Source organism: Nocardia sp. NPDC050717 (assembly GCF_040654275.1).
Taxonomy (GTDB): domain Bacteria; phylum Actinomycetota; class Actinomycetes; order Mycobacteriales; family Mycobacteriaceae; genus Nocardia.
The window spans coordinates 974727-995891 of record NZ_JBFAHR010000001.1; the positions used below are offsets into that span (position 1 = coordinate 974727).

18 protein-coding genes are annotated in these 21165 nt (G+C 71.9%); 8 read left to right on the forward strand and 10 right to left on the reverse strand.

The annotated features are described in order from the left end of the window. Window position 1: 1 nt before the first annotated feature. Window positions 2-748, reverse strand: a complete 747-nt coding sequence (locus tag AB0H56_RS04635; RefSeq protein ID WP_357157079.1) for a tyrosine-protein phosphatase — start codon at window positions 746-748, stop codon at window positions 2-4. Between the two features lie 396 nt (window positions 749-1144). On the opposite strand from AB0H56_RS04635, the gene AB0H56_RS04640 reads away from it, so the two are divergent. Next, window positions 1145-1624 carry a TetR family transcriptional regulator gene (locus AB0H56_RS04640; protein ID WP_233000480.1) on the forward strand — a complete coding sequence of 160 codons (480 nt, stop codon included), beginning with the start codon at window positions 1145-1147 and terminating at the stop codon, window positions 1622-1624. Window positions 1625-1671: 47 nt separating this feature from the next. Beyond that, window positions 1672-2850 (forward strand): alanine racemase, encoded by a 1179-nt coding sequence (locus AB0H56_RS04645; RefSeq protein WP_357157083.1) that lies wholly within the window; start codon window positions 1672-1674, stop codon window positions 2848-2850. A gap of 161 nt (window positions 2851-3011) precedes the next feature. Here the strand turns inward: AB0H56_RS04645 and AB0H56_RS04650 are convergent, their stop codons facing one another. Then, window positions 3012-3632 (reverse strand): phosphoribosyltransferase family protein, encoded by a 621-nt coding sequence (locus AB0H56_RS04650; RefSeq protein WP_357157086.1) that lies wholly within the window; start codon window positions 3630-3632, stop codon window positions 3012-3014. Between the two features lie 11 nt (window positions 3633-3643). Further along, window positions 3644-4513 (reverse strand): carbon-nitrogen hydrolase family protein, encoded by an 870-nt coding sequence (locus tag AB0H56_RS04655; RefSeq protein ID WP_357157089.1) that lies wholly within the window; start codon window positions 4511-4513, stop codon window positions 3644-3646. Between the two features lie 62 nt (window positions 4514-4575). Here AB0H56_RS04655 and AB0H56_RS04660 point away from each other — a divergent pair, with 62 nt between their 5' ends. After that, a complete protein-coding gene (locus AB0H56_RS04660) occupies window positions 4576-6378 on the forward strand; it encodes a DEAD/DEAH box helicase (protein ID WP_357157092.1) in 1803 nt (600 codons plus the stop codon). 92 nt (window positions 6379-6470) lie between these two features. Beyond that, window positions 6471-10481, forward strand: coding sequence for an AAA domain-containing protein (locus AB0H56_RS04665; protein ID WP_357157095.1), 4011 nt, complete (start codon window positions 6471-6473; stop codon window positions 10479-10481). Window positions 10482-10488: 7 nt separating this feature from the next. On the opposite strand, the gene AB0H56_RS04670 is transcribed toward AB0H56_RS04665, so the two are convergent. After that, complete coding sequence (locus AB0H56_RS04670; protein ID WP_357157098.1) at window positions 10489-11418, reverse strand: zinc-binding dehydrogenase; 930 nt, start codon at window positions 11416-11418, stop codon at window positions 10489-10491. A 108-nt stretch (window positions 11419-11526) separates the two neighbouring features. Between AB0H56_RS04670 and AB0H56_RS04675 the strand changes: the two genes are divergently transcribed. Further along, a complete protein-coding gene (locus AB0H56_RS04675; protein ID WP_357157101.1) occupies window positions 11527-12171 on the forward strand; it encodes a TetR family transcriptional regulator in 645 nt (214 codons plus the stop codon). A 180-nt stretch (window positions 12172-12351) separates the two neighbouring features. Here the strand turns inward: AB0H56_RS04675 and AB0H56_RS04680 are convergent, their stop codons facing one another. The 4 genes from AB0H56_RS04680 to AB0H56_RS04695 are packed head-to-tail and all read right to left on the reverse strand — an operon-like array spanning window position 12352 to window position 15774. Then, entirely contained in the window at window positions 12352-13056 is a 705-nt protein-coding gene (locus AB0H56_RS04680) for an ESX secretion-associated protein EspG (RefSeq protein WP_357157104.1), read from the reverse strand. Continuing rightward, window positions 13053-14762: a WXG100 family type VII secretion target gene (locus AB0H56_RS04685; protein ID WP_357157106.1), complete on the reverse strand. Its 1710-nt coding sequence runs from the start codon at window positions 14760-14762 to the stop codon at window positions 13053-13055. Before AB0H56_RS04685 ends, AB0H56_RS04680 begins: the two co-directional genes overlap by 4 nt. Then, window positions 14755-15153, reverse strand: coding sequence for a hypothetical protein (locus tag AB0H56_RS04690; protein ID WP_357157109.1), 399 nt, complete (start codon window positions 15151-15153; stop codon window positions 14755-14757). The genes AB0H56_RS04685 and AB0H56_RS04690 overlap by 8 nt, the downstream gene beginning before the upstream one ends. A gap of 18 nt (window positions 15154-15171) precedes the next feature. Beyond that, window positions 15172-15774, reverse strand: a complete 603-nt coding sequence (locus tag AB0H56_RS04695; RefSeq protein WP_357157112.1) for an alpha/beta fold hydrolase — start codon at window positions 15772-15774, stop codon at window positions 15172-15174. A gap of 171 nt (window positions 15775-15945) precedes the next feature. Between AB0H56_RS04695 and AB0H56_RS04700 the strand changes: the two genes are divergently transcribed. Further along, entirely contained in the window at window positions 15946-16860 is a 915-nt protein-coding gene (locus AB0H56_RS04700) for a hypothetical protein (RefSeq protein WP_357157115.1), read from the forward strand. A 177-nt stretch (window positions 16861-17037) separates the two neighbouring features. Here the strand turns inward: AB0H56_RS04700 and AB0H56_RS04705 are convergent, their stop codons facing one another. Continuing rightward, complete coding sequence (locus tag AB0H56_RS04705) at window positions 17038-17856, reverse strand: hypothetical protein (RefSeq protein ID WP_357157118.1); 819 nt, start codon at window positions 17854-17856, stop codon at window positions 17038-17040. Between the two features lie 201 nt (window positions 17857-18057). Between AB0H56_RS04705 and AB0H56_RS04710 the strand changes: the two genes are divergently transcribed. Together AB0H56_RS04710 and AB0H56_RS04715 are read left to right on the forward strand one after the other, a co-directional pair. Then, the gene (locus AB0H56_RS04710) at window positions 18058-19230 is read left to right on the forward strand and encodes an acyl-CoA dehydrogenase family protein (RefSeq protein ID WP_233000464.1); all 1173 of its coding nucleotides are present in this window, start codon (window positions 18058-18060) and stop codon (window positions 19228-19230) included. 9 nt (window positions 19231-19239) lie between these two features. Beyond that, complete coding sequence (locus AB0H56_RS04715) at window positions 19240-20367, forward strand: acyl-CoA dehydrogenase family protein (RefSeq protein WP_357157122.1); 1128 nt, start codon at window positions 19240-19242, stop codon at window positions 20365-20367. 51 nt (window positions 20368-20418) lie between these two features. Here AB0H56_RS04715 and AB0H56_RS04720 read toward each other — a convergent pair whose 3' ends face one another. Beyond that, window positions 20419-21015: a hypothetical protein gene (locus AB0H56_RS04720; RefSeq protein ID WP_357157125.1), complete on the reverse strand. Its 597-nt coding sequence runs from the start codon at window positions 21013-21015 to the stop codon at window positions 20419-20421. Window positions 21016-21165: the final 150 nt, after the last annotated feature.

Sequence of the window (21165 nt, forward strand, 5' to 3'; positions counted from 1 at the left end):
CTCAGAGCAGCCGGGCGCGCAGGGCGGCGCGCAGCGCGCCGGTGAGCCCGATCGCGCGCAGGTACCCCTCGGTGTCGCCGTAGCTCTCGCGCACCGTGGTGTCGGCGGTGCGCAGGTAGTCGACCTGCACGCCGAGCAGGTCGTCGGAGAGTTCGGCGCCCGCCGCGATCTTGGGCTCGAGCATCGTGCGCAGCGGCTCGACGGCGGCGTTGCTGGCCAGGTAGTCGGTGTAGACGTCGTCCTCGGTGACGCCGACCGCGCGCAGCAGGGTGGCCACCGCCCAGCCGGTGCGGTCCTTGCCTGCCGCGCAGTGCACCAGCGCGGCGCCGTCACCCTCGACGAGGGAGTTCGCGAGCCGGATGATCGCCTCGCTCGCCTCCGGCATCACCGGGAAAGCCCGGTACACCTCGATCATGTGGTCGCGCGCGGAGACGGCCTCCTCGGCCTCGTGCGGCGGGGCCTCGCCCATCCTGGAGTCGAACGGGGTGACGTGCAGGCGCACGCCCTCGGGGAGCGAGTCGTGGCCGATGTGGTCGATCTCGGGCAGGCCGCGCAGGTCGTGCACATCGGTGACGCGCAGCGCGCGCAGGGTGTCGTGCCCCTTCGCGTCGAGACCGCTCAGCTGGGCCGAGCGCAACAGCACGCCGGATCGGGTGATCGCGCCGTCGGCGGCACGGAGTCCGCCCACATCGCGGAAATTGAAGGTGCCGCTCAGGGCGAACTGATCGGCGGGAGGCGAGAGAGTCACTCGACCAGGTTATCGGCGCGATTGTCGCCGCCGCGCCCGAGTTCGCCGTTCCGACACGCACTGTGTTGTGTCCGTTTCGCCGGGTGCCACTGTGCCTTCGCCCACAGGAAGTGGCCGGACCTGCGGTGACTTGTAGTATTGATCGGTAGTCCGACTGCGGCCTGGGGCGCCGAAGTCGCCGAATGGACAAATTCAAGCCGTATGGTCGGTTTTACATAAGGTCGCATTCGGGTAACAAAACAATCTTTCAGTCTGAAAAGGGCGGCTGAACCAGTTCGTGAATCCAGAAAACCTTCTAAGATCGAGCTTGTTGGATAGGTTGATCCGCATCCGGACGATCTCTCCGCGAAGCTCGCACCGCCGCGGGCAGCGAAATTTGTTGCCGAGGAGTTGTCGTTGAGCGCCAGTCGTGAACTTTCCGAAACCTCGCTGCGACCTGCTGTATGCCAGGCCGTCGAGGAGGCGGCCGCGAGCTCGGACGCCACCGGCGTACGGGCACTGCGGGTACTGCTGCATGCCGGGCTCAGTGCGTATTGGCCGCTGGTGAAGGCCGCGCCCGACCGTCAGGTCGCCGCCTACGAGGCCGCGCTGCAGACCCTGCGGCAGCGGTGGTCGCCCGGCGGCGAGACCATCGGCGATCCCACCGCCGCGACGATGTTCCAGCGGATGGACGACGAGGCCATCAGCTTCCTCGGGCTGTCCGCCCGGCTCTCCGGTACCGAGTGGCTCGAACCGCTGGATTCGGTTGCCACCTATATGGTTTCGGTCATCCACGGCGCGGTGCTGCGCTGGCTGGCCGACGGCAACGACGAGACCACCCTGGTCGTCATCGACGACCTGGTCGGCTGCTTGACGCTCAAGGCCGTCGAGGCCTGACCGCGCCAATGCTGGACGACTGACCAGATAGGTGGTTCAGTAGTCGGGTGACCCACACGACATCGCTGCCCGCTCTGCACGCGGCGACCGCCGAACTCGACCCGCCGCTGGCCGCGGTCGACCTCGCCGCGCTCGACGCCAACGCCGCCGACCTGGTCCGCCGCGCGAACGGGGTCGCGGTCCGGGTCGCCAGCAAGTCGGTGCGCTGCCGCGCGGTGCTCGAGCGGGTCCTCGGTACCGGGCTCACCGCCCAGGGCGGATTCGCCGGCATCATGGCGTACTCGCTGCGGGAGGCCATCTGGCTGGCCCGCCTCGGCGCCCGCGACATCCTGCTCGGCTATCCCGTCCTCGACCGGGCCGCGCTGGCCGAACTCGCGGCCGCGCCGAGCTTGCTCAGCGCGATCACCCTGATGATCGACGACGTCGCCCAGCTCGACCTCACCCGCGCCGCCCTCGGGACCGACACCGTCCACCCGCGCGTCTGCCTCGATGTCGACGCCGCGCTGCGCATCGGCCCGCTGCATCTGGGCACCCGCCGTTCGCCGGTGCGCACACCCGACCAGGCCGCGGTGCTGGCCACCGAGGCGCGCAAGCGCGGCTTCGAGGTGGTCGGCGTGATGACCTACGAGGCCCAGATCGCGGGCCTGCCCGACAGCAATCCCGCCGTGCGGGTGGTCAAGCGCCTGTCGGCGATCGAGATCGGCCGCAGGCGCACCCTGGTGCTCGACGCGGTCCGCATGGTGGCCGGGCCGCTCGAGATCGTCAACAGTGGCGGTACCGGGTCGATCGAGGTCTCCATCTCCGATCCGGACGTCACCGAGGTGACCGCGGGCTCGGGCCTGTACGTGCCGACCCTGTTCGACCACTACCGGTCCTTCACGCCGCGCCCGGCGCTGTTCTTCGCTACGCCGGTCCTGCGCAAGCCGACCCCGAGCATCGCCACGGTCTTCGCCGGCGGCTACATCGCCTCCGGCCCCGCCGGGCCGAGCCGGGTCCCGCTGCCGGTCTGGCCCGCGGGACTGAAGCTGCTCGGCGCCGAAGGAGCGGGCGAGGTGCAGACCCCGCTCGCGGGCGGGGCCGAACTCGAGATCGGCGACCGCGTCTGGTTCCGCCACGCCAAGGCGGGCGAGCTGTGCGAGCGCTTCGCCGAGATCCACCTCGTCGACGAATCCGGTTCGCGCACAACGGTCCCCACCTACCGCGGCGAAGGCCAATGCTTCGGCTGACCTTTCCCTGTCAGCCGCGAAGCCGGTCGACGGCGAGGACGTGACCGCTCGGCGGTGACAGCGCCAGCAGCGCCGCAGCCGCCGCGGCACCGAACACCGCGCTTCGACCCCGCCGCGCTCAACCGCCACACCCGGCGCTGTCACGTCGTGTACGAGGAGGACTAGGTCAGCAGCTGGGTGACCTCGTTGTCGCTGAGCTGGTGGAAGTCGGTGTAGGCCATGCCGACGCCGCCGAGTTCGGCCGGTGTCCACAGGCAGACGAGTTCGTCGCATTCGCGCCGGACGCGGCGGGCGGCCTCGGGGGAGGACACCGGCATCGCCACCACCAGGCGCTCGGGCCGCTGGGCGCGGGCGACGCGGCACGCGGCCACGACGGTCGCGCCGGTCGCCATGCCGTCGTCGACGATCACCACGGTGCGCCCGGTGAGCGGGATGGGCTCGGTGGTTCGCAGCGCGGCCTGGCGACGGGCCAATTCGGCGCGTTCGGCCCGTTCGACCTCGTCGAAGGCCGCCTCGGTGACGCCGCCACGCTCGATGACGTCCCGGTTGAGCACCAGCACGCCGGTCTCGCCGAGCGCGGCCATCGCCAGCTCGGGTTGCCAGGGCAGGCCCAGTTTCCGGACCAGCAGCACGTCCAGCTCACCGCCGATCTCGGCGGCGACCGCGGCCGCGACCGGCACACCGCCGCGCGGCAGCCCGAGCACCAGGGGACGCGTGTCCCGCAGGTGTTCGAGGGCCGTGCCGAGGACGCGGCCCGCCGCTGCGCGATCCGGATAGACCATCGCCTCGAACGCTACTCCGCCACGGGCAGCGGCGACACGCGCTCGGTGATCTCGAAACGGCGCAGGGCGAGGCTCGGATTGGCGGTGCGGACCCTGGCCACGTGCGCCGGGTCCACCGTCGCGGTGAGCACGCCCGGCTCGTCGCCGAGTTCGGCGAGCACGCTGCCCGCCGGGTCGACGATCATCGACGCGCCCGCACCGCGCGGCGCGCACTGATCGGCCGCCGCCACGTAGATCGTGTTCTCGATCGCGCGGGCGCGCAGCAGCGTCGTCCACTGGTCGACCTTGGCCGGGCCGGGAATCCACTGCGCGGGCAGCAGCAACACCTGGGCGCCCGCCGCGGCGACACGCCGACATCCCTCCGGGAAACGAAGATCGAAACAGGTCTGCATGCCGAAGATCACACCGTCGACGGTGAAAGTCGCGGGCGCGACGAGCGGCCCGGCCTCGACCACGTCCGATTCCTTGTGACCGAACGCGTCGTACAGGTGGACCTTGCGATAGACCGCGACGCGCGCGCCGTCGGGCCCGTGGGCGACGAGCGTGTTGCTGATCCTGGTCGCCTCCGGCGACGGCCGCTCGACGACGCCTGCCACCAGATACACCCCGAATTCGGCTGCGAGCGCGCTCAGTCCGCTGGTGAACGGGCCGTCGAGGGGTTCGGCGATCGCCACCACCCGCTCGTCGAGGCGGGTCACCGCGTACATCGAGTACTCGGGGGCGAGCACCACCCGCGCACCTGCCTCGGCGGCCCGGCGGAGGTGTTCGCGCAGCGTCGTCAGATTGGCCGCCGGATCGGTCTCCGGGGCGAACTGGACGACCGAGATGGGCACCTCGGCGGGCGCCGGTTCCTGATGTGCTGACCCGTTCTGCAGTTGCATAGGTCTCACCGTATTCACCCGGTGGCCGGGACAGCTACCGCCAGGCAGTAAACTGCTGGTCAATGAGTACCAATGAGGTCGACAGCGTTCCTGCCGACGACGACAGGCACGAAGAAGGCCCGACTTTCGCCGATCTCGGGATCGATGACCGCGTCCTCGCGGCCATCGCCGATGTGGGCTACGAGTCGCCGTCCCCGATCCAGGCGGCGACCATTCCTCCGTTGCTGTCCGGCGCCGATGTCGTCGGCCTCGCGCAGACCGGCACCGGCAAGACCGCGGCCTTCGCGATCCCGATCCTGATGGGTCTGGACACCGCGCAGAAGAAGCCGAGCGCGCTGGTGCTCGCGCCGACCCGTGAGCTCGCCATCCAGGTCGCCGAGGCCTTCGGCAAGTACTCCTCGCACATCCCCGGCCTGCACGTGCTGCCCATCTACGGCGGCCAGAGCTACGGCGTGCAGCTGTCGGGCCTGCGCCGCGGCGCGCACGTCGTCGTCGGCACGCCGGGTCGTGTGATCGACCACCTGGAGAAGGGCACGCTGGACCTGTCGCAGCTGCGCTACCTGGTGCTCGACGAGGCCGACGAGATGCTCAAGATGGGCTTCCAGGAAGACGTCGAGCGCATCCTGCGCGACACGCCGAACGACAAGCAGGTCGCGCTGTTCTCCGCGACCATGCCCGGCGCGATCCGCAAGATCTCCAAGCAGTACCTGAACGAGCCGGTCGAGATCACGGTCAAGTCGAAGACGCAGACCAACACCAACATCACCCAGCGCTACGTGCAGGTCTCGCACCAGCGCAAGCTCGACGCCCTGACCCGCGTGCTCGAGGTCGAGGACTTCGAGGCGATGATCATCTTCGTCCGCACCAAGCAGGCCACCGAGGAGCTGGCCGAGAAGCTGCGCTCGCGTGGTTTCTCCGCCGCGGCGATCAACGGTGACATCGCGCAGAACCAGCGTGAGCGCACCATCGGTCAGCTGAAGTCGGGCGCGCTCGACATCCTGGTCGCCACCGACGTGGCCGCGCGTGGTCTCGACGTGGAGCGCATCTCACACGTCGTCAACTACGACATCCCGCACGACACCGAGTCCTACGTGCACCGCATCGGCCGCACCGGCCGCGCGGGCCGCTCCGGTCAGGCGCTGCTGTTCGTCGCGCCGCGCGAGCGGCACCTGCTCAAGTCGATCGAGCGCGCCACCCGGCACCCGCTCATCGAGATGCAGCTGCCCAGCGTGGACGACGTGAACGCGACCCGCGTCACCAAGTTCGGCGACATGATCACCGAGAACCTGTCCTCGGACAATGTGGCGCTGTTCCGCAAGCTGATCGAGGATTACGAGGCCGAGCACAACACGCCGCTGGTCGACATCGCGGCCGCGCTGGCCGTCGGCGGCTTCGACGGCGACAACTTCTTCATGGAGCCCGAGCCGGAGCCCGCGCCGCGTCGCGAGCGCGACCGGGATCGGGACCGCGAGCGGGCCCCGCGCCGCTACGACGACGAGGACCGTGGCAGCCGCGGCCCCTCCTTCTCCCGGGAGACCGGCCAGGAGCTGGCGACCTACCGGATCAGCGTCGGCAAGCGGCACCGCGTGGTGCCGGGCGCGATCGTCGGCGCCATCGCCAACGAGGGCGGACTGCGCCGCAGCGACTTCGGGCACATCAGCATCCGGCCCGACTACAGCCTCGTCGAGCTGCCCGCCGACCTGCCGCACGAGACGCTGGAAGCGTTGCGCCGCACCAGGATCAGCGGCGTGCTGATCCAGCTGCAGCCCGATCAGGGCCCGCCGGCGCAGCGGCTGAACGCGCGCGGTCCGCGGCGGGATCGGGACTTCCGGCCGCGCACGGAGCGGCGCAAGCCGCGATCCTGAGCGCCGGGGCTGCTCGGCGTTTGCTCGACATGTTCGCCGGGCGCGCCCTGGACGCGCGCCGTGCTGGTTAAGGTGTTTGCCGTCGGGTGTGCGTGAACACAGCAGGAGGGCCGCGGTTGTTCGTCTCCGGTGATCGGGTGATCGGTGCCGTCGGCGACCTCGTGCGCGCGGCGGACTGCGAATTCGCGCTGCTGCGCGCCGTCGACGCCGCCCTCGGCAACCTGCCAGGCGTCGCCGAGACCGCGCTGCCGCTCGTTCGCGCGGCCGAGGTGTCCCCGGAGGTGCTCCGCCGGTACGGCGATGCCCTGGTCCGCATCGAGGCGCCGGACGCGCCCGGCGCCGTCCCCGCCGCGCGCATCGCCGCACTCACCGCGGCCGCCGAACAGACCATCGCCGCCGTGCGGGCGGGTGCCGCCGCCATCCATGGCGCGGTGTTCTTCGACGGTCGATTCGCCTGCGGGGTGGATCTTCTGGTCCGTGATGCGGCCACCGGTCGATACATGCTGTGCGCCGGGGCCGGTGGCCCTGTCGGCGTGCCCGCCGGTGATCGGCCGCGTGCGTACGGCGAGCCGGGTGATGCCGGGTACTCGCCGGAGGGTGAACAGCGTGCCGCCGCGCTGTCGACCGCCGCGCGCGCGTACCCCGCGGGGGAGACGGTCACCGCCGATCGGGACACCGAACGTGTCGGTGGGTTCGGGTCCGGGGACGTCGATCGGTCGGCGCAGGGGACGGCGGGGCAGTTTTCAGCCGACGTCGACGAGGCGGCGGCCGGTGGAGACGGTGCCGTGTCGGCTCCCAGCGCGGCGGAGGCCTGGGTCGACGGCGCCTCTTCGGCCGATCCGAGGGTGATGCGGCGTGAACTGGCGGCGGGCCGGACGCCGTTCGAGCGGGCGACCGCGTCGGTCGGTGTGCGCGAAGCCGATTCGGCGCGGATCGTGACGCGGGCGCGCCTCGGGATCGCCGCCTGCGCGCAGCTGCTCGCCGCCGCGGGCGTCGAGGTGGACGCGTGGGCGTCGCTGTCCACGGCGGCGGGGGAACAGCGCGTGCGGGCCGACGAGCTGGCGCCGGTGTATCTGGCGCGGCGGGGCCGGCTGGAGCGGATCGTCGAGGAGAAGTCGATCGAGCTGCTGCCGGTGCAGTGGGGTGACCCGCGGTATCTGGCGTGTGGCCGGTGCGCGCGGTGTCGCGACGCGGTGCGCACCGCGCGGGACCTGTTGCTGGTCGCGGGGATTCGGCCGACCCAGCGCGCCAGGCTGCGTGAGGCGGGCGTGCTGACCATCGACCGGCTCGCCACCACCACGACCCCCGTCACCGGTCTCACCCCGCGCACGGTGACCTCCCTGCGGCGCCAGGCCGAGATCCAGTTGCAGCGGGAGCGCACCGGCGCACCGGCTTTCGCCCTGCGCGACGCCACCGCGCTCGGCGCCCTGCCCGCACCGTCGGCGGGTGACCTCGCCCTGCTCGTCGACCTCGACGCCCGCGGTGCCGTCGCCACCGTGGAGCTGGCCGACGCGCGTTCGGTCGTCTACCAGCCTGTCCTGTCCGGCGCCGTCGAGACCGAGGTGCTCGACGAACTCCTCGACATCATCGGCGAGCACCGCGCGATCGACCCGAATGTGCGCGTGTACCACTACGGTTCGGGCGTGCGCACGGCCCTGCTCGACTGGGCGGGGCGCCTCGGCACCGGCGCCGACCTGCTCGACGAGCTCCTCGCCGACGGTGCCTTGGTCGACCTGGCCCCGATCGTGCGCACCGCCCTGTTGATCGGCGAACAGTCCTACGACCTCGACGGTCTCACCGCGCTCCTGCCCAGGTCCGCCGGCTCCACCGAGGCGGTTCCGGATGATTCGGCGCTCGGTCGGGTCGCGCCGACCGGGCACGCCCCTTCGCGCGAGGCCGCAGTCGGACCGGATGGAGCAACGGCATTCGAACTTGCGGCGAACGCTCTGGGCGACCCGGCCGGTCCGGCAGCGCTACCCGGCCCGGGTGGGTCAGCGGGGGCGGGTGTGTCATCCGGCCCGGTGGGCGTGGGAGCGGCGGCCGATGCGGGGGTGTCGTCCCGTTCTGTCCATGGTGCGGCAGCGCACGGGATTCCCGGGTCGGCGGAACCGACCGGCGCGATCACACCCGACGATCACTACCCGGCGGACTGGTCCGGGCGGGCCGGACGTGTACTCGCGCTGCGTGATTGGTTGCTCGAGCGGGCGGACGAGGCCGGGATCGAGGTGCCGGGCAGCCGGTTCGTGGTGGCCGAGTCGGATGTGCCGCCGTCGCTGCGGACCGGGTCGCTGGAAGCCGCGCTCGCCGAATTCGCGGCGGGCGCCACCGGCGAGGCCGCGCGAGCCGCCGCGGTGACGGCCGCGGTGCTCGGGTATCACCGCAGGGAGCGCCAGCCGCGGTGGTGGGCGCACATCGATCGGCTCGGACATCCGGTCGGGGAGTGGGCCGACTCGCCCGGCGTTCTCGTGGCCGAATGGGGCACCGTCGACACCAAATGGCATCGCACGCCGCAACTTCCGACGATGCGGCGGTATCTCACGCTCACCGGCAGGCTCGGCACCGGCGCCACGCTCACCCCGGGCACCCAGATGGTGACCATCTACGACGGCGCCGCCGCGGCGGGCATGACCCAGGCACTCGGCCGCCGCGCCACCGCCACGGCCACCGTGCTCGGCTGCGCGGTCGACGCGAACTTCGACGACACCGTCCGCCTCGAAGAGCTGCTGCCCGCGGGCTGCCCGCCCTACGACGACCTGCCCGCCGCCATCGCCCCCGGCCCGCCCGACGGCGAGGCCGAGATCGACGCGGCGCTGGAGTTCACGGCCCAGGACCTGCTGATGACGCTGCCCGGCGTCCCCGAGACCGCGGTCTTCGACCTGCTGCTGCGGCGCCCGCCCCGGCTGCGCGACGGTATGGCGCTGCCCGAGGTGCACGGTGACGTGGCGGCCGCGCTGGCAGGCGCGGTCGGCGCGCTCGACGCCTCGTACCTGGCCGTGCACGGCCCGCCCGGCACTGGCAAGACCGGCACCACCGGCCGCGCGATCGAGCGGCTCGTCACCCGGCACCGGTGGCGGATCGGCGTCGTCGCGCAGTCGCACGCGGTGATCGAGCGGATCTTCGACGCCGTCGTCGACGCCGGGCTGCTGCCCGAGCTGGTGGCCAAGAAGGATGTGGCCTCGGTGGGCCCGGAATGGTCGGCGATCGATGCCGAGCGGTATCCGCGCTTCCTCGACAACGCGGTCAACGGCTGCGTGATCGGTGGCACCACCGCCGATTTCGTCGACGAGAACCTCATCGCGCCCGGCGCGCTCGACCTGCTGGTGATCGCCGACGCGGGCGCGAGCTCGCTGGCCGACACCGTCGCCGTCGCGGTGAGCGCCCGCAACCTGCTGCTGATCGGTGACCCGGTTCCGGCGCGCGCGCAGGCCGCGCACCCCGAACCCGTCCAGGTGTCGGCGCTGGAATGGCTGTGCGACGGCGCCGCCACCCTGCCCGAGGAGCGCGGCTACTTCCTCGACCGCACCTGGCGGATGCACCCCGCGCTGTGTGACCCGGTGTCGGCGAGCTGCTACGACGGCCGCCTGCGATCCAGCGAAACCATCACGCTCGCACGGGATCTGGCCGGGATCGCGCCCGGGGTGAGCACCGTGCTGGTCGAGCACCGTGGCAGCGCCACCGAATCCGACGCCGAGGCGCGGGAGGTGGTGCGCCGGGTGCGCGCCCTGCTCGGCGAGACCTGGACCTCCGGTGGCCAGGCCAGAAGGCTGCACCCGCACGACGTGTTCGTCGTCGCGCCCTACGCAGCCCAGGTCGCCCGCATCCGAACCCTGTTGGCGCGCGCCAAGATCGAGGACGTGCTCGTCGGCACCCCCGATCGGTTCCGTGGGCGCGAGGCTGCCGTGGTCGTGCTGTCGATGACCACCTCCACCCCGGCCGATGCCCCCTTCGGCATGCGAACCCTGCTGTCGCGCACCATGATCCACGCGACCCTGTGCCGCGCCATGTGGAAGGCCATCGTCATCCGCTCGCCCCTGCTCACCGAATACCTGCCGGACACACCGGAAGAACTCGACGCCCTGGCCGCCTTCCTGCGGCTGAGCTAGCAGGCCCTCACCGCAGATCCAGCACGGCCTTTCCGTCCAGGCCGCCCGCCAGCAGCGCCTCGATCGCCTCGTCCGCGCGGGTCCAGTCGCCGCGCCAGGCGATGCTCGGGTCGAGCTCGCCGGTGGCGACACGGTCGGCCAGCCAGCTCAGATCGGGGCCGAGGTGGGCGCAGGAGAGCAGGAAGAACGTGGTGAGCGTGCGGTCGTGGCGGCCCTGGTCGCCGAACAGCGCACCGTACGGGAAGGTCTCGCCCGACTCGGCCGCGTGGCCGACCGCGACCAGCGTGCCGCCCTCGCTGAGTCGCGTATACCCCTCGACCAGCGTGGAACCGCCCACCATGTCGATGATCCCGTCGACCTCGGCGGACAGATCGGCCGGACCGGCGACGACCTCGTCGGCGCCCAGCGCGCGCAGCGCGGCACCGCGACCCTCGGGGTCCGCGCTCGTCGCGACGACGTGGGCGCCGCCACGCGCGGCCAGCTGCACGGCGTAGCGCCCGACGCCGCCACTCGCCCCGATGATCAGCACGCGCCGTCCCAGGATCGGGCCGAGCCGGTGCAGCGCGCGGAGCGCGGTCGCGCCGGCCACCGGGATGGTGCTGATGGCGCCGGGGTCGGCGCCCGCGGGCATCACGCCGAGCAGCTCGGTGTCCACCGCGCGCAGCCGCGCCCACCCGCCGCTCTCGCCGAGGGTGACGACCGGGGTGCCGACCGGAGGTCCTGACCCGTCGGCGGCCGCCCGCACGACGGTTCCCGCGGCGTCCCAGCCGAGGACCGCGCCGTCGGGGGCGGCGGCCAGACCGAAGCGCACCTCGCCGCTGTTGAGCGAGGTCGCCGACACCTCGACGAGGGCTTGATGAGGAGCCGGGACGGGGTCCGGCACCTCACCGAGCCGTAGCCCGGAGGGGGTGGAGTGGTCGACGACCAGTGCACGCATGGGACAACGCCTTTCAACGGAGGATCGCCCCAGAATCTGCCACTGAGTGGCAAATGGTGTCAAGGGGCGAAAGCCGCCGAAGGGCGATGTCCGGTTAGACTGGCCGACATGGTTGATGCCGAGGCACGCCCACTGCCGTTGCGCGAACGCAAGAAGCAGCGGACCAGGCAGGCGCTGGTCGACACCGCGCTGGAGCTGTTCACGGCGCGCGGATTCGACCACACGACCCTCGACGAACTCTGCGATGCCGTCGAAGTCTCCAAGCGCACGTTCTTCCGCACCTTCGCCAGCAAGGAAGACGTGGCCATGGCGCCGCTACAGGACCTGTGGACGGCCTTCCTCGACGAACTCGCCGGCGCCGATCCCGGCGCGGGCACCCTGCTGACCACGTTGCAGGACGCCGTGCTCACGGTCGTGGCCCGCATGCCCGCCGACGGCTGGGCCGAACGCGCCGTGCTGAGTCACCGTCTCGCGCACGACACCCCGTCGATGAGCGCGCACAATCTGCAGTTCTGCGACCGCACGGTCCGCACTGCCCTCGAACTCCTGCGCGAGCGATACGACCTCGACCCCGCCACCGACCAGCGCCCGCGGCTGGCATTGGACATCCTCATCGCCGCGTTCCACTGTGCCCTCGAAACATGGAGTGCGCGAAGCGCTCCCGCCGATGCCGCGATGCTCACCGCGGACCTGCGCGACGCCTTTGCTGCGATACCCGCTGCGCTCACCCTGACCCCGCGGGCGGCTCGCTGAGCGGTCCGCGGACTCCGGCGGCACGGAATTCGGGAGTGCGCGGCCCCGGCGACCGGCTCGGCGGCTGCTGAGCGACCGGCTGCCATCGAAACCGCGATGCTCCGTGGCAGCGCCGTCCGGACGTTCGCACTCTGCGGGGCGGCCGTATTCGCGGGGCGAGGCCGAGGCTGTCCGGGCTGGTCAGACGTTGCGGAGCAGTGTGCGCAGCCAGTCGGCCGCGCAGTCCGGGGTGGCGGGAGCGATGTCGACGCGGTGGGCCGAATGCACCAGGTATCGCCCGTCGCCGGTGACATCGATCCAGGACAGGACGCCGGTGGGTGATTCGCTCGTGCCGGCGCCGACGAGGATCTGGCCGATGCCGGTCCGCGCCCGCTGGAGCAGGCGCCGGATCCGGGCGGCGTCGGACGGGCCGGCGACCGGGGCGGTGACCAGGTCGCGGCTGTCCTCGCGCACCCTGGTCGCGAGTGCGGAGAGCCGGTCGCCCGTGCCCGGCCGGTGCGCCGGAATGCGCGAGAACACTTGGGCGGCGAAGCGTTTCGTACTGCCGACCTGGACGTGCACCGTGCCGCCCCGGTCCTCGGCGCTGCCCGGTTCCTGGACGGCGAGCACCGCCACGTCACCGGTGACCGCGCCGAGAATCCGGACGGGTGCGGCGGCCCGACCGCACACCTCCACCCGGATCTCCGGCTTGGCGAGCACCCGCAGGGCCGCCGAGAGGTCGGCGTCGAGCACCCGCGCGCACCAGGCGTCGAGTGCGGGTTGCTGGGCGGCGAGCTCGGCGGTGTCGCGAGCCGAGGCGCGGACCGCCAGCGGGTACGGGATCCGGTCGCCGTCGGTGCGCGCCCAGGACAGTGCGAACTGATCCGGGGTGAGGTGCCAGTTCACTCCCGGCCGGTCCACTCACCGAGCACGGCGGGGCTGGTCGGCTCCATCTTGCCGATCAGGGCGTTCACTTCGTCGGCGGGCTCGAGGTAGGTCGGCTCCTCGTCGAGGTAGCGCAGGAAGTCGTCATCGTCGTCTTCCTCGTCCTCGTCCTGCCTGGGCTGCGGACGCGGGCCACCGGGCGGCCTGGTGTGGTCGGCGGCCACCATCGCGCCGCCCATCATCCCGCCGATCGCCCCGGCGCTCATCCCCGCCGCTGCCTCCCCGCTCGCCCCGACCGCGTCCTGCCGACCTTCGGCGGCGGCCTGCGAGGTCTCCGTGCCGCCGGAGTTGGCGCTGCTCGTCTGGGGTGCGCCGAGTGTTCCCGAAGACGACCCGGCTGCCGCGGATTGCGTTGCCGCGCCGGACGCTTCGCTGCCGCTGCCGCTGCCGCTGCCGCTGCCGCTGCCGCTGCCGCTGCCGCTGCCGCTGCCGCTGCCGCTGCCGCTGGCGTTTCCGCTGCCGCTGGCGTTTCCGCTGCCGCTGCCGCTGCCGCTGCCGCTGGCGTTTCCGCTGCCGCTGCCGCTGCCGCTGCCGCTGCCGCTGCCGCTGCCGTTGGCGTTTCCGGTGTCGCCGGCGTTGCCGCTGCCGTGGGGGCTGGCGTTGACGCCGTCGTTGCCGCTGGTGGCGGCGCCGCCGGCGCCGTTGATGACGTTGACTGTTCCGTCGGTGTCGCCGTTCGGCGCGCCGGAAATCGGTGTCGTACTACCGGTTCCGGTGGACGATCGGTTGGTGGAAGTGCGGACGCGGCGGGCGTGTGGGTCCGTCGCGGGGAGGTGTTCCGCTGGAGCGATCGAGGTCGCGGCCGCCGGACCGCCGGTCTGTGCGACCGGTGCGGCGGCGCTCGGCATCGCGCCGGTGGGCAGGACCTGCGCGGCCGCTGCGGCGGCACTGCCCGGAGACGCGTGAACCGTCGCCGCGGTGGTGGCTCCGTCGGTCTGGATGCCCGCCGCTGCCGTCGCGTCGGCACCGATGTCCTCGGATGCGGTAGCGGCGGGGTTTCCCGCGACGGGAACGGCGTCGTCGGACGCGGACGCGCCCGCCACCGCGGCGGCGGCAGGAACGCCTGCCGTCACCCCGAGACCAGCGGTCGGCACACCCGCACCCCCGACTGTCGCGATGTCCGGAAACGCCGGTACCCCGGACCCGGTCGGCACGAAGGCCCCGGCGTAGATCGTCTCCATCGCCTGCACCGCGTCCAAGCGCGCGTTCTCGGCCTGCCGCACGATCGCGGCATTGGTGCCCGCTTGCTCGGCGTCGATCAGCGCGGCGGACGGGTCGGGCTGCGCCGCAGTGGGTTCGGCGACGGCGGCGCGCACCGATTCGGCCGCGTCGCCCGCCTGGCTCAGGCGCACACCGACCGCGGTCAGCACATCGGCGATCTTCCTGCCCGCCTGCTCGAAGTCGCGGACCGCGTCGACGGCCTGCTGGGCGGCGGCGCCGCGCCAGCCGTCGGCGATGGCGGCCCTGATCTCGCCGTGCGCGTTCTCCACCTCGTCGCCGAGCCCGGTGGACGTCGACAGGAACAGCTGACCCGCGTTGCTCAGCGCCGCCGGGTCGAGCTGCCGGACGGCCTGATAGATCTCGGCGTGCGAGAGGTTGTCGAAGACCTCGACGACGGGCACGTAGTCGGGATCGGTGCCGGGCGCGCGGCCGGAGATGCTACGCATGGCTCCCACCCGGCACCTCGAGCGCGGCGACCGAGTCCGACAGCGCGCGGTCGCCTTCCTGGTATGCCGCGCCCGCCGCGCGGAACACCGCGGCCAGCTCCCTGGCGGTGCTCGCGTAGGTGCGCAGCTGCGTCAGCGCGTCGGCCGCCTTGCCCTCGAAGCCGGTGCGCAGCGCGCTGCCCGAGGGGAGCCCGCCGAAGCCGGGAATCACCTCGGTGGCGCCGAGCGCGAGCAGCTGGGCGTCCACCGCGTCGGCGAGCCGCTCGTAGCGCTGGGCGCACCGTTCCGGCGCGCCGTCGGCGACCAGCAGGCCGTCGATCCACAGCCCGCCCTCGTCCACGGCCTGGCCGAGCGCCGCCGTATTCGGCAGTCCCGTTCGATTCGGTTGCACCGGTTCCCCCTTCATCGTTCATCGCACGGTGGCGACGACCCACTCCGCGATATCGGCCGCCACCCGCTGCTGCACCGGTTCGTGCAACAGGTCGTGCCCGGCGTCGGCGTACTCGCGCAAATCTACCGATCCGTGCCGCGCTGTCCATAGCCGGATCACATCGATGGGCGCCCGCCGATCGTCCACGCCGTGCACCGCGAGCACCGGCAGGCGCGGCGGCGGCGCGATCTCGGCGGCGCGGCGCGGCGTCCCGCAGACGACGAGTCCGCCCAGGTCATCGGGGTTCCCGGTGGCGACGGCGAGCGCGGTGACCGCGCCGAGCGAATGTCCCATCAGCACCGGCCGGGTGCCCGCACCGACCTCGGCGAGCAGCCCGCGCGCATCGGCGGCGAGCTCGTCGACGGTGCCGGGGGCGTCCGGGTCGCCCTCGCTCAGACCCTGCCCCGACGTGTCGAGGGTCAACAACTCGATCCGCGCTGTCCGCTCCAGCGCCGCGGCGAAGCGGTGGTAGTGCCCGCTGTGCTGACCCGTGCCCGGCAGCAGGACCACCGTGGCGGCCGGGGCATCGACCGACCAGCGCCGGTAGTGCAGCCGTCCGCGGGCGCTGTCGAAGTAGGGCACCCCCCGATTATTACCGCCGGCCGAATCGTCCTGCGCGACAAGGGCGCGACCGCACGCGATCGTTGTGGTCGCGGCCAGGCGGGGCGCCCGCGCATTCGGACAAACCACTACCCGGCGGTAGCCGTTAGACTTTCGCGCGTCGAGCCGGGTCAACAAGAGTCGAGGTCTTCCATGTCGTCGTTCCGCCGTTGCGTCGCCCACGTTGCCGTCGGCGCGGCCCTCGTCACCACCGTCTCCCTCGGCACCGGCACCGCGAACGCCGCCCCGGCCACGAATTGTGGGCGGGCGAGCCAGGATGTGGCGATCCGTTCCACCGTCCCGCTGCTGGACTGGTCGGAGAACTTCGGTATCGACGGCAACGGCGATCTCTGGGTCTCGCGGGTCCTGCGCGGCGAGATACAACGGTATGACCGCGACGGCCGCCTGACCGCCACGGTGGAGGTGGCTGCCCCCGGCGCGGTCCGGCTAGGGCCGGACGGGCTGCTCTATGTCGTCACCGGCAATTCGCCGCTGGCCGGTTCGGGCGGCATCGTCCGCTTCGACCCCGCCGCCGCGAATCCCACGCCGACGCCGTTCGCCACCGGCTTCCCTCAGCCCAACGGCGCCGCCTTCGACGACGACGGCAACCTCTACGTGACCACCGCCAACGGCGTGCATCGCCTGCGCCGCGACGGCAGCGAGGACATGGACTGGTGGGCGGCGGTATCCGTCGACGGCCCCAATGGTGTTGTCGTCTCCGGTGATTCGGTCTACGTGACCGCCAACTACGTCCCCGTCGGCGGTGCCCCCGTCGGCCGGGTGCTGCGCCTGTCGCGCACGAATCCGGCCGAGGCCACCCCGATCGCCGACCTGACCTCGTTCGGTGCCCTGTCCGATTTCGTCGACGACCTGGTGGTGCGCGACGGGGATCTGTACGTCACCACGCTGGCCGGGCACCTCGTGCGCGTCGACCCGAAGACCGGCGCCACCTGCACGGTGCTCGCGACCCAGCCGCTGACCGCGGTCGTCGCCGATCCCACCGATTCCTCGGCGCTGCTGGCGGGTTCGGAGGAAGGCACCGTCCTTCGTATCCGGCCGAGCAACTGATCCTGGGGCGCCCAGCGGACTTCGAGTGGGCGCCGTGGCATCGGGCTCGGCACGGAGTACGCGTGTCGGCGGCGGCCGTTCCCGCTGCGCACACGGCGGATCGGGGCATCCGGTTCGCCGATGCGGCCGGGGCCGGGCAGCGGCGCGCGGCCGTTACCGGTGCGCCGTGACGGTGCGTCAGCCGCCGACGGTGACCGCGGACGGCGCCGGCGGGGGAGCCGGCTGCGAGGTCTGCGCGGGCGCGGGCGCCGGAGCCGGTGCGGGAGCGGGGGTTTCGGGTGCGGCCGCCTTGGGCGCGCCACCGTTGGCCTCACCCGAGCCGGGGTTGGCGGCCTGCGGTTCGGGCGCGGGCGGAGCCGCCGGGGCCGGCGTGGCCTCGACGGGCAGGTCGGGGACGACGAAGGTGCCGACGGTCGGCGTCATCACGCAGCGCGCGCCCGGGTAGTCGATCGTGCCCCACATGGAGGCGACCACGGTGCCCGCGCCGCTGTGCACGGTCTTCGACAGCGAGGGCGAGCCGAACTCGGTCAGGTCGTCGAGCGGGACGATGCCGCTCTGCCCGGTGTTCACGTTCACCCAGGCCACGTTCAGGCCGGAGGACAGCGCGAAACCGGTGTGTCGCGGGCTCGCGCTGAAGCGGATGTCGCCGGGAGTCAGGCTCGTCTCGGTGCGCGGGCCGGGGCCCTCGAAGGTGGCGGCGGCGATGATCGTGGTGATCGGGCCGTTGCTGCCACAGCCGAACGTGGGGGCGGCGTAGGAGAACGGGATGAACTGCGCCGAGATGTCGCGCAGGGTGTCGGAGCCGACCATCTTCGTGAAGCTGTCGAGCGCGCCGACGCCCGCCTTGGCGGCGGTGTCCTCGCCGGCGACGTGCGTCAGGTGGGTGATGGCGTCATCGATCGGGGCCGCGCTCGCGGTCGTCGCCAGCAGTGCCAGCGCGCCCATGCTCGCCGCGGCGACCGCCGCTGCCCTGCCTGCGATGGATCTGCCGTTCACCCGTAACTCCTCGGTGGCTGCTCTCACGCCGGTGCCCCGGCCCGTCTGGGAAGGTACCAGGTCCGTGTCCGGGTCGCCGTGTCACCGGCGGGCGTGCCGTCGTGGGCACGGCGGCACGGACAAGTGTGATGTAGTCGACACTGCGGCTTACCCGGGGGTAGGTTTTTTGTCGACGGCTACCAACCACGCTGGGAGACCCGGATGAAGATAGCCCTTTCCCCTGAAGAGGTCGCCTTCCGCGACGAGCTCCGGCATTTCTACACGACCGAGATCCCGGTCGAGATCCGTGACCGCGTGAAGTACGGGCACGAGCTGTCCCGTGACGACATCGTCACCGCCAACAAGATCCTCAACGACCACGGCCTGGCCGTGCCCAACTGGCCGGTGGCCTGGGGCGGCAAGGACTGGACGCCGATGCAGCGCCACCTGTGGCTCGACGAGATGCAGCTGGCCTCGGTGCCGGAGCCGCTCACCTTCAACGCCTCCATGGTCGGCCCGGTGATCGCCCAGTTCGGTTCCGAGGAGCTCAAGCAGCGCTTCCTCCCGCCCACCGCCGCGCTCGACATCTGGTGGTGCCAGGGCTTCTCCGAGCCCGACGCCGGTTCCGACCTCGCCTCGCTGCGTACCACCGCGGTGCGCGACGGCGATTCCTACATCGTCAACGGCCAGAAGATCTGGACCACGCTCGGCCAGTACGCCGACTGGATCTTCTGCCTGGTGCGCACCGACCCGAACGCGCCCAAGAAGCAGGCGGGCATCTCCTTCCTGCTCTTCGACGTGAAGTCGCCCGGTGTCACCATGCGCCCGATCAAGCTGATCGACGGCAGCTACGAGGTGAACGAGGTGTTCTTCGAGAACGTCCGGGTACCCGCCGACCAGCTCGTCGGCGAGGAGAACCAGGGCTGGACCTACGCCAAGTTCCTGCTCGGCAACGAGCGCACCTCGATCACCGGCGTCGGCAAGACGAAGGTCAAGATCGGGCTCGCCAAGGACTACGCGCGCCAGACCAGGACGGGCCACGGCACCCTGATGGAGGACCCGGTGTTCGCCGCCAGGGTCGCCGAACTGGAGAACGAACTGCTCGCGCTGGAACTGACCCAGCTGCGCGTGGTCTCCAATTCCGCCGACGGTAAGCCGAATCCGGCCTCCTCGGTGCTCAAGCTCAAGGGCACCGAACTGCAGCAGGCGGCCACCGAACTGCTGCTCGAGATCGCGGGCGCCGACGCGCTCCCGGTCGAGGCCGACGGCATCGCCTCGCCCGGCTGGGCCCAGCACGCCGGACCCGGCTATCTGAACTATCGCAAGGTCACCATCTACGGAGGCTCGAGCGAGGTCCAGCGCTCGATCATTTCCTCCACGATCCTCGGATTGTGAGGCGCTGACATGGATCTCCAACTCACCGAAGAACAGACGATGCTGCGGGACACGGTGCGCGAACTGCTGCACCGGTCCTACGACAGCGAGGCGCTGACCAAGATCGGCGACACCGACCTCGGCTGGAACCGCACCGTCTGGAAGCAGCTGGCCGACCTCGGCGTGCTCGGCCTGACCATCGACGAGGACGACGGCGGGGTCGGCGCCGGCCCCGTCGAGGCGATGCTGGTGCAGGAGGAACTCGGCCGCGCCCTTGCCCCGGAACCGGTGCTCGACGCGGTCGTCGTCCCGGCCGAGCTGCTGCGGCTCACCGGCAGCGCGGAGCAGCGTTCCCGGCTGCTGCCCGCCCTGGCCGCCGGCGAGACGCTGCTGGCCTTCGCCCACGACGAACCAGGGCAGCGCTGGCCGTCCACCGAGGTCACCACGGCCGCGAACGCCCAGGGCGACGGTTACGCGCTCAGTGGGGTGAAGAACCCCGTTCTGCGCGGCGACTGCGCCGACGAGCTGATCGTCAGCGCGGTGCTGCCCGGCGGCGGGGTCGGCCTGCTGCTGGTCGATCCGAACGGGGCGGGCGTGCGCAAGACCACCTACCGCACCTTCGACGGCAGGCGCGCCGCCCAGTTCGAATTCGACGGCGCCGCAGGTGAACTGCTCGGCGACACCGTCGACGCCGCCGAGCAGATCGCCCTGGCCCAGGGCCACGCGCAGGTGGCGCTGTGCGCGGAGGCGGTGGGCGCGATGGAGATCGCGCTGACCCTGACCGCCGAATACCTCAGGACCCGCAAGCAGTTCGGGGTCACGCTGTCGAAGTTCCAGACGCTCACCCAGCGCGCGGCCGACTGCTACGTCTCACTCGAACTGGCCCGCAGCATGAGCCTTTTCGCGACGGCGGCGCTGGCCGACGGCGGCAACGATCCGGTGGTGGCTTCCCGCGCCCGGCTGCAGGTCGGCCGATCGGCCGATCACATCGAGCGCGAGGCGATCCAGATGCACGGCGGTATCGGCGTCACCGCGGAGTATCCGGTGAGCCACTACGTCGCCCGGCTCACCGCGATCGGGCAGACGCTCGGCGGTGCGCTGGAACATCGGCGGGTGCTCGCCGATCGCGTCGGCGATTACGACCTGCCGGAGCTGTAGGGCCGAGCGGTGATGGTGCGTGCCCCGGCGGGGGTGCGCACCATCGCTGTGTCAGCCGGCCTCGACGGTGGTCGGCGGCTCGGCGGTGGTCGGCTCGACCGGAGTGGTGGTCGGGACGGCGCGGTCGTGCGACTGCGTCGTCGGCAGGTCGGGCTCGGTGGTCTCGGTGGTTTCCTCGACCTCGGGGTCGACGGTGGGACGGGTGGTGCGCGGCGGGGTGGTGAACGTGGGCCGCGGCCGGGTGGTGGTCGTGCGCGGCGCTGTCGTCGTCGAGTGATCCTCGGTGGTCGTCTCGGCGGGGCGCGACTCGGTGGTGGCGGCCTCGGGCGGCGCGGACTCGGTGGACTCGCCCTCGGGCGGCCGTTCCGAGGGCGAGGTCTCGGTGGAGCTGAGGCTGAACGGTTTCCGCGGCGACATGTACGGCGCGATCCGCCAGGTGGGTGACGGCGGGATCGGCACCCGGGTCGTGGTCGATGTCGTCTCGTCGGCGACCGGGCTCGGCGCGGCGGCGAGATTCGCACGCAGGGGCGGTGGCGGGACATAGACATCCTGCTGTCCCACACCGCAGGCGCCGATGACGATCAAACCGAGCGACACCGCGCCAACAGCGATTGCCGGACCCACGATCTTGGCCCTGCTGTCATCCATCGCGTGCACTCCTCGTCGACTTCGAGTCGCCTCACAGTAGTGCAGGAGTGGCGAAAGATAGCATTTTAAATGCTCATGAGTCAGATATCGGATTGATTTCGTCAGCGTGTCGCGGGGACGTGTCGCGCGCGATCGGCGTCGCCGGGTCGT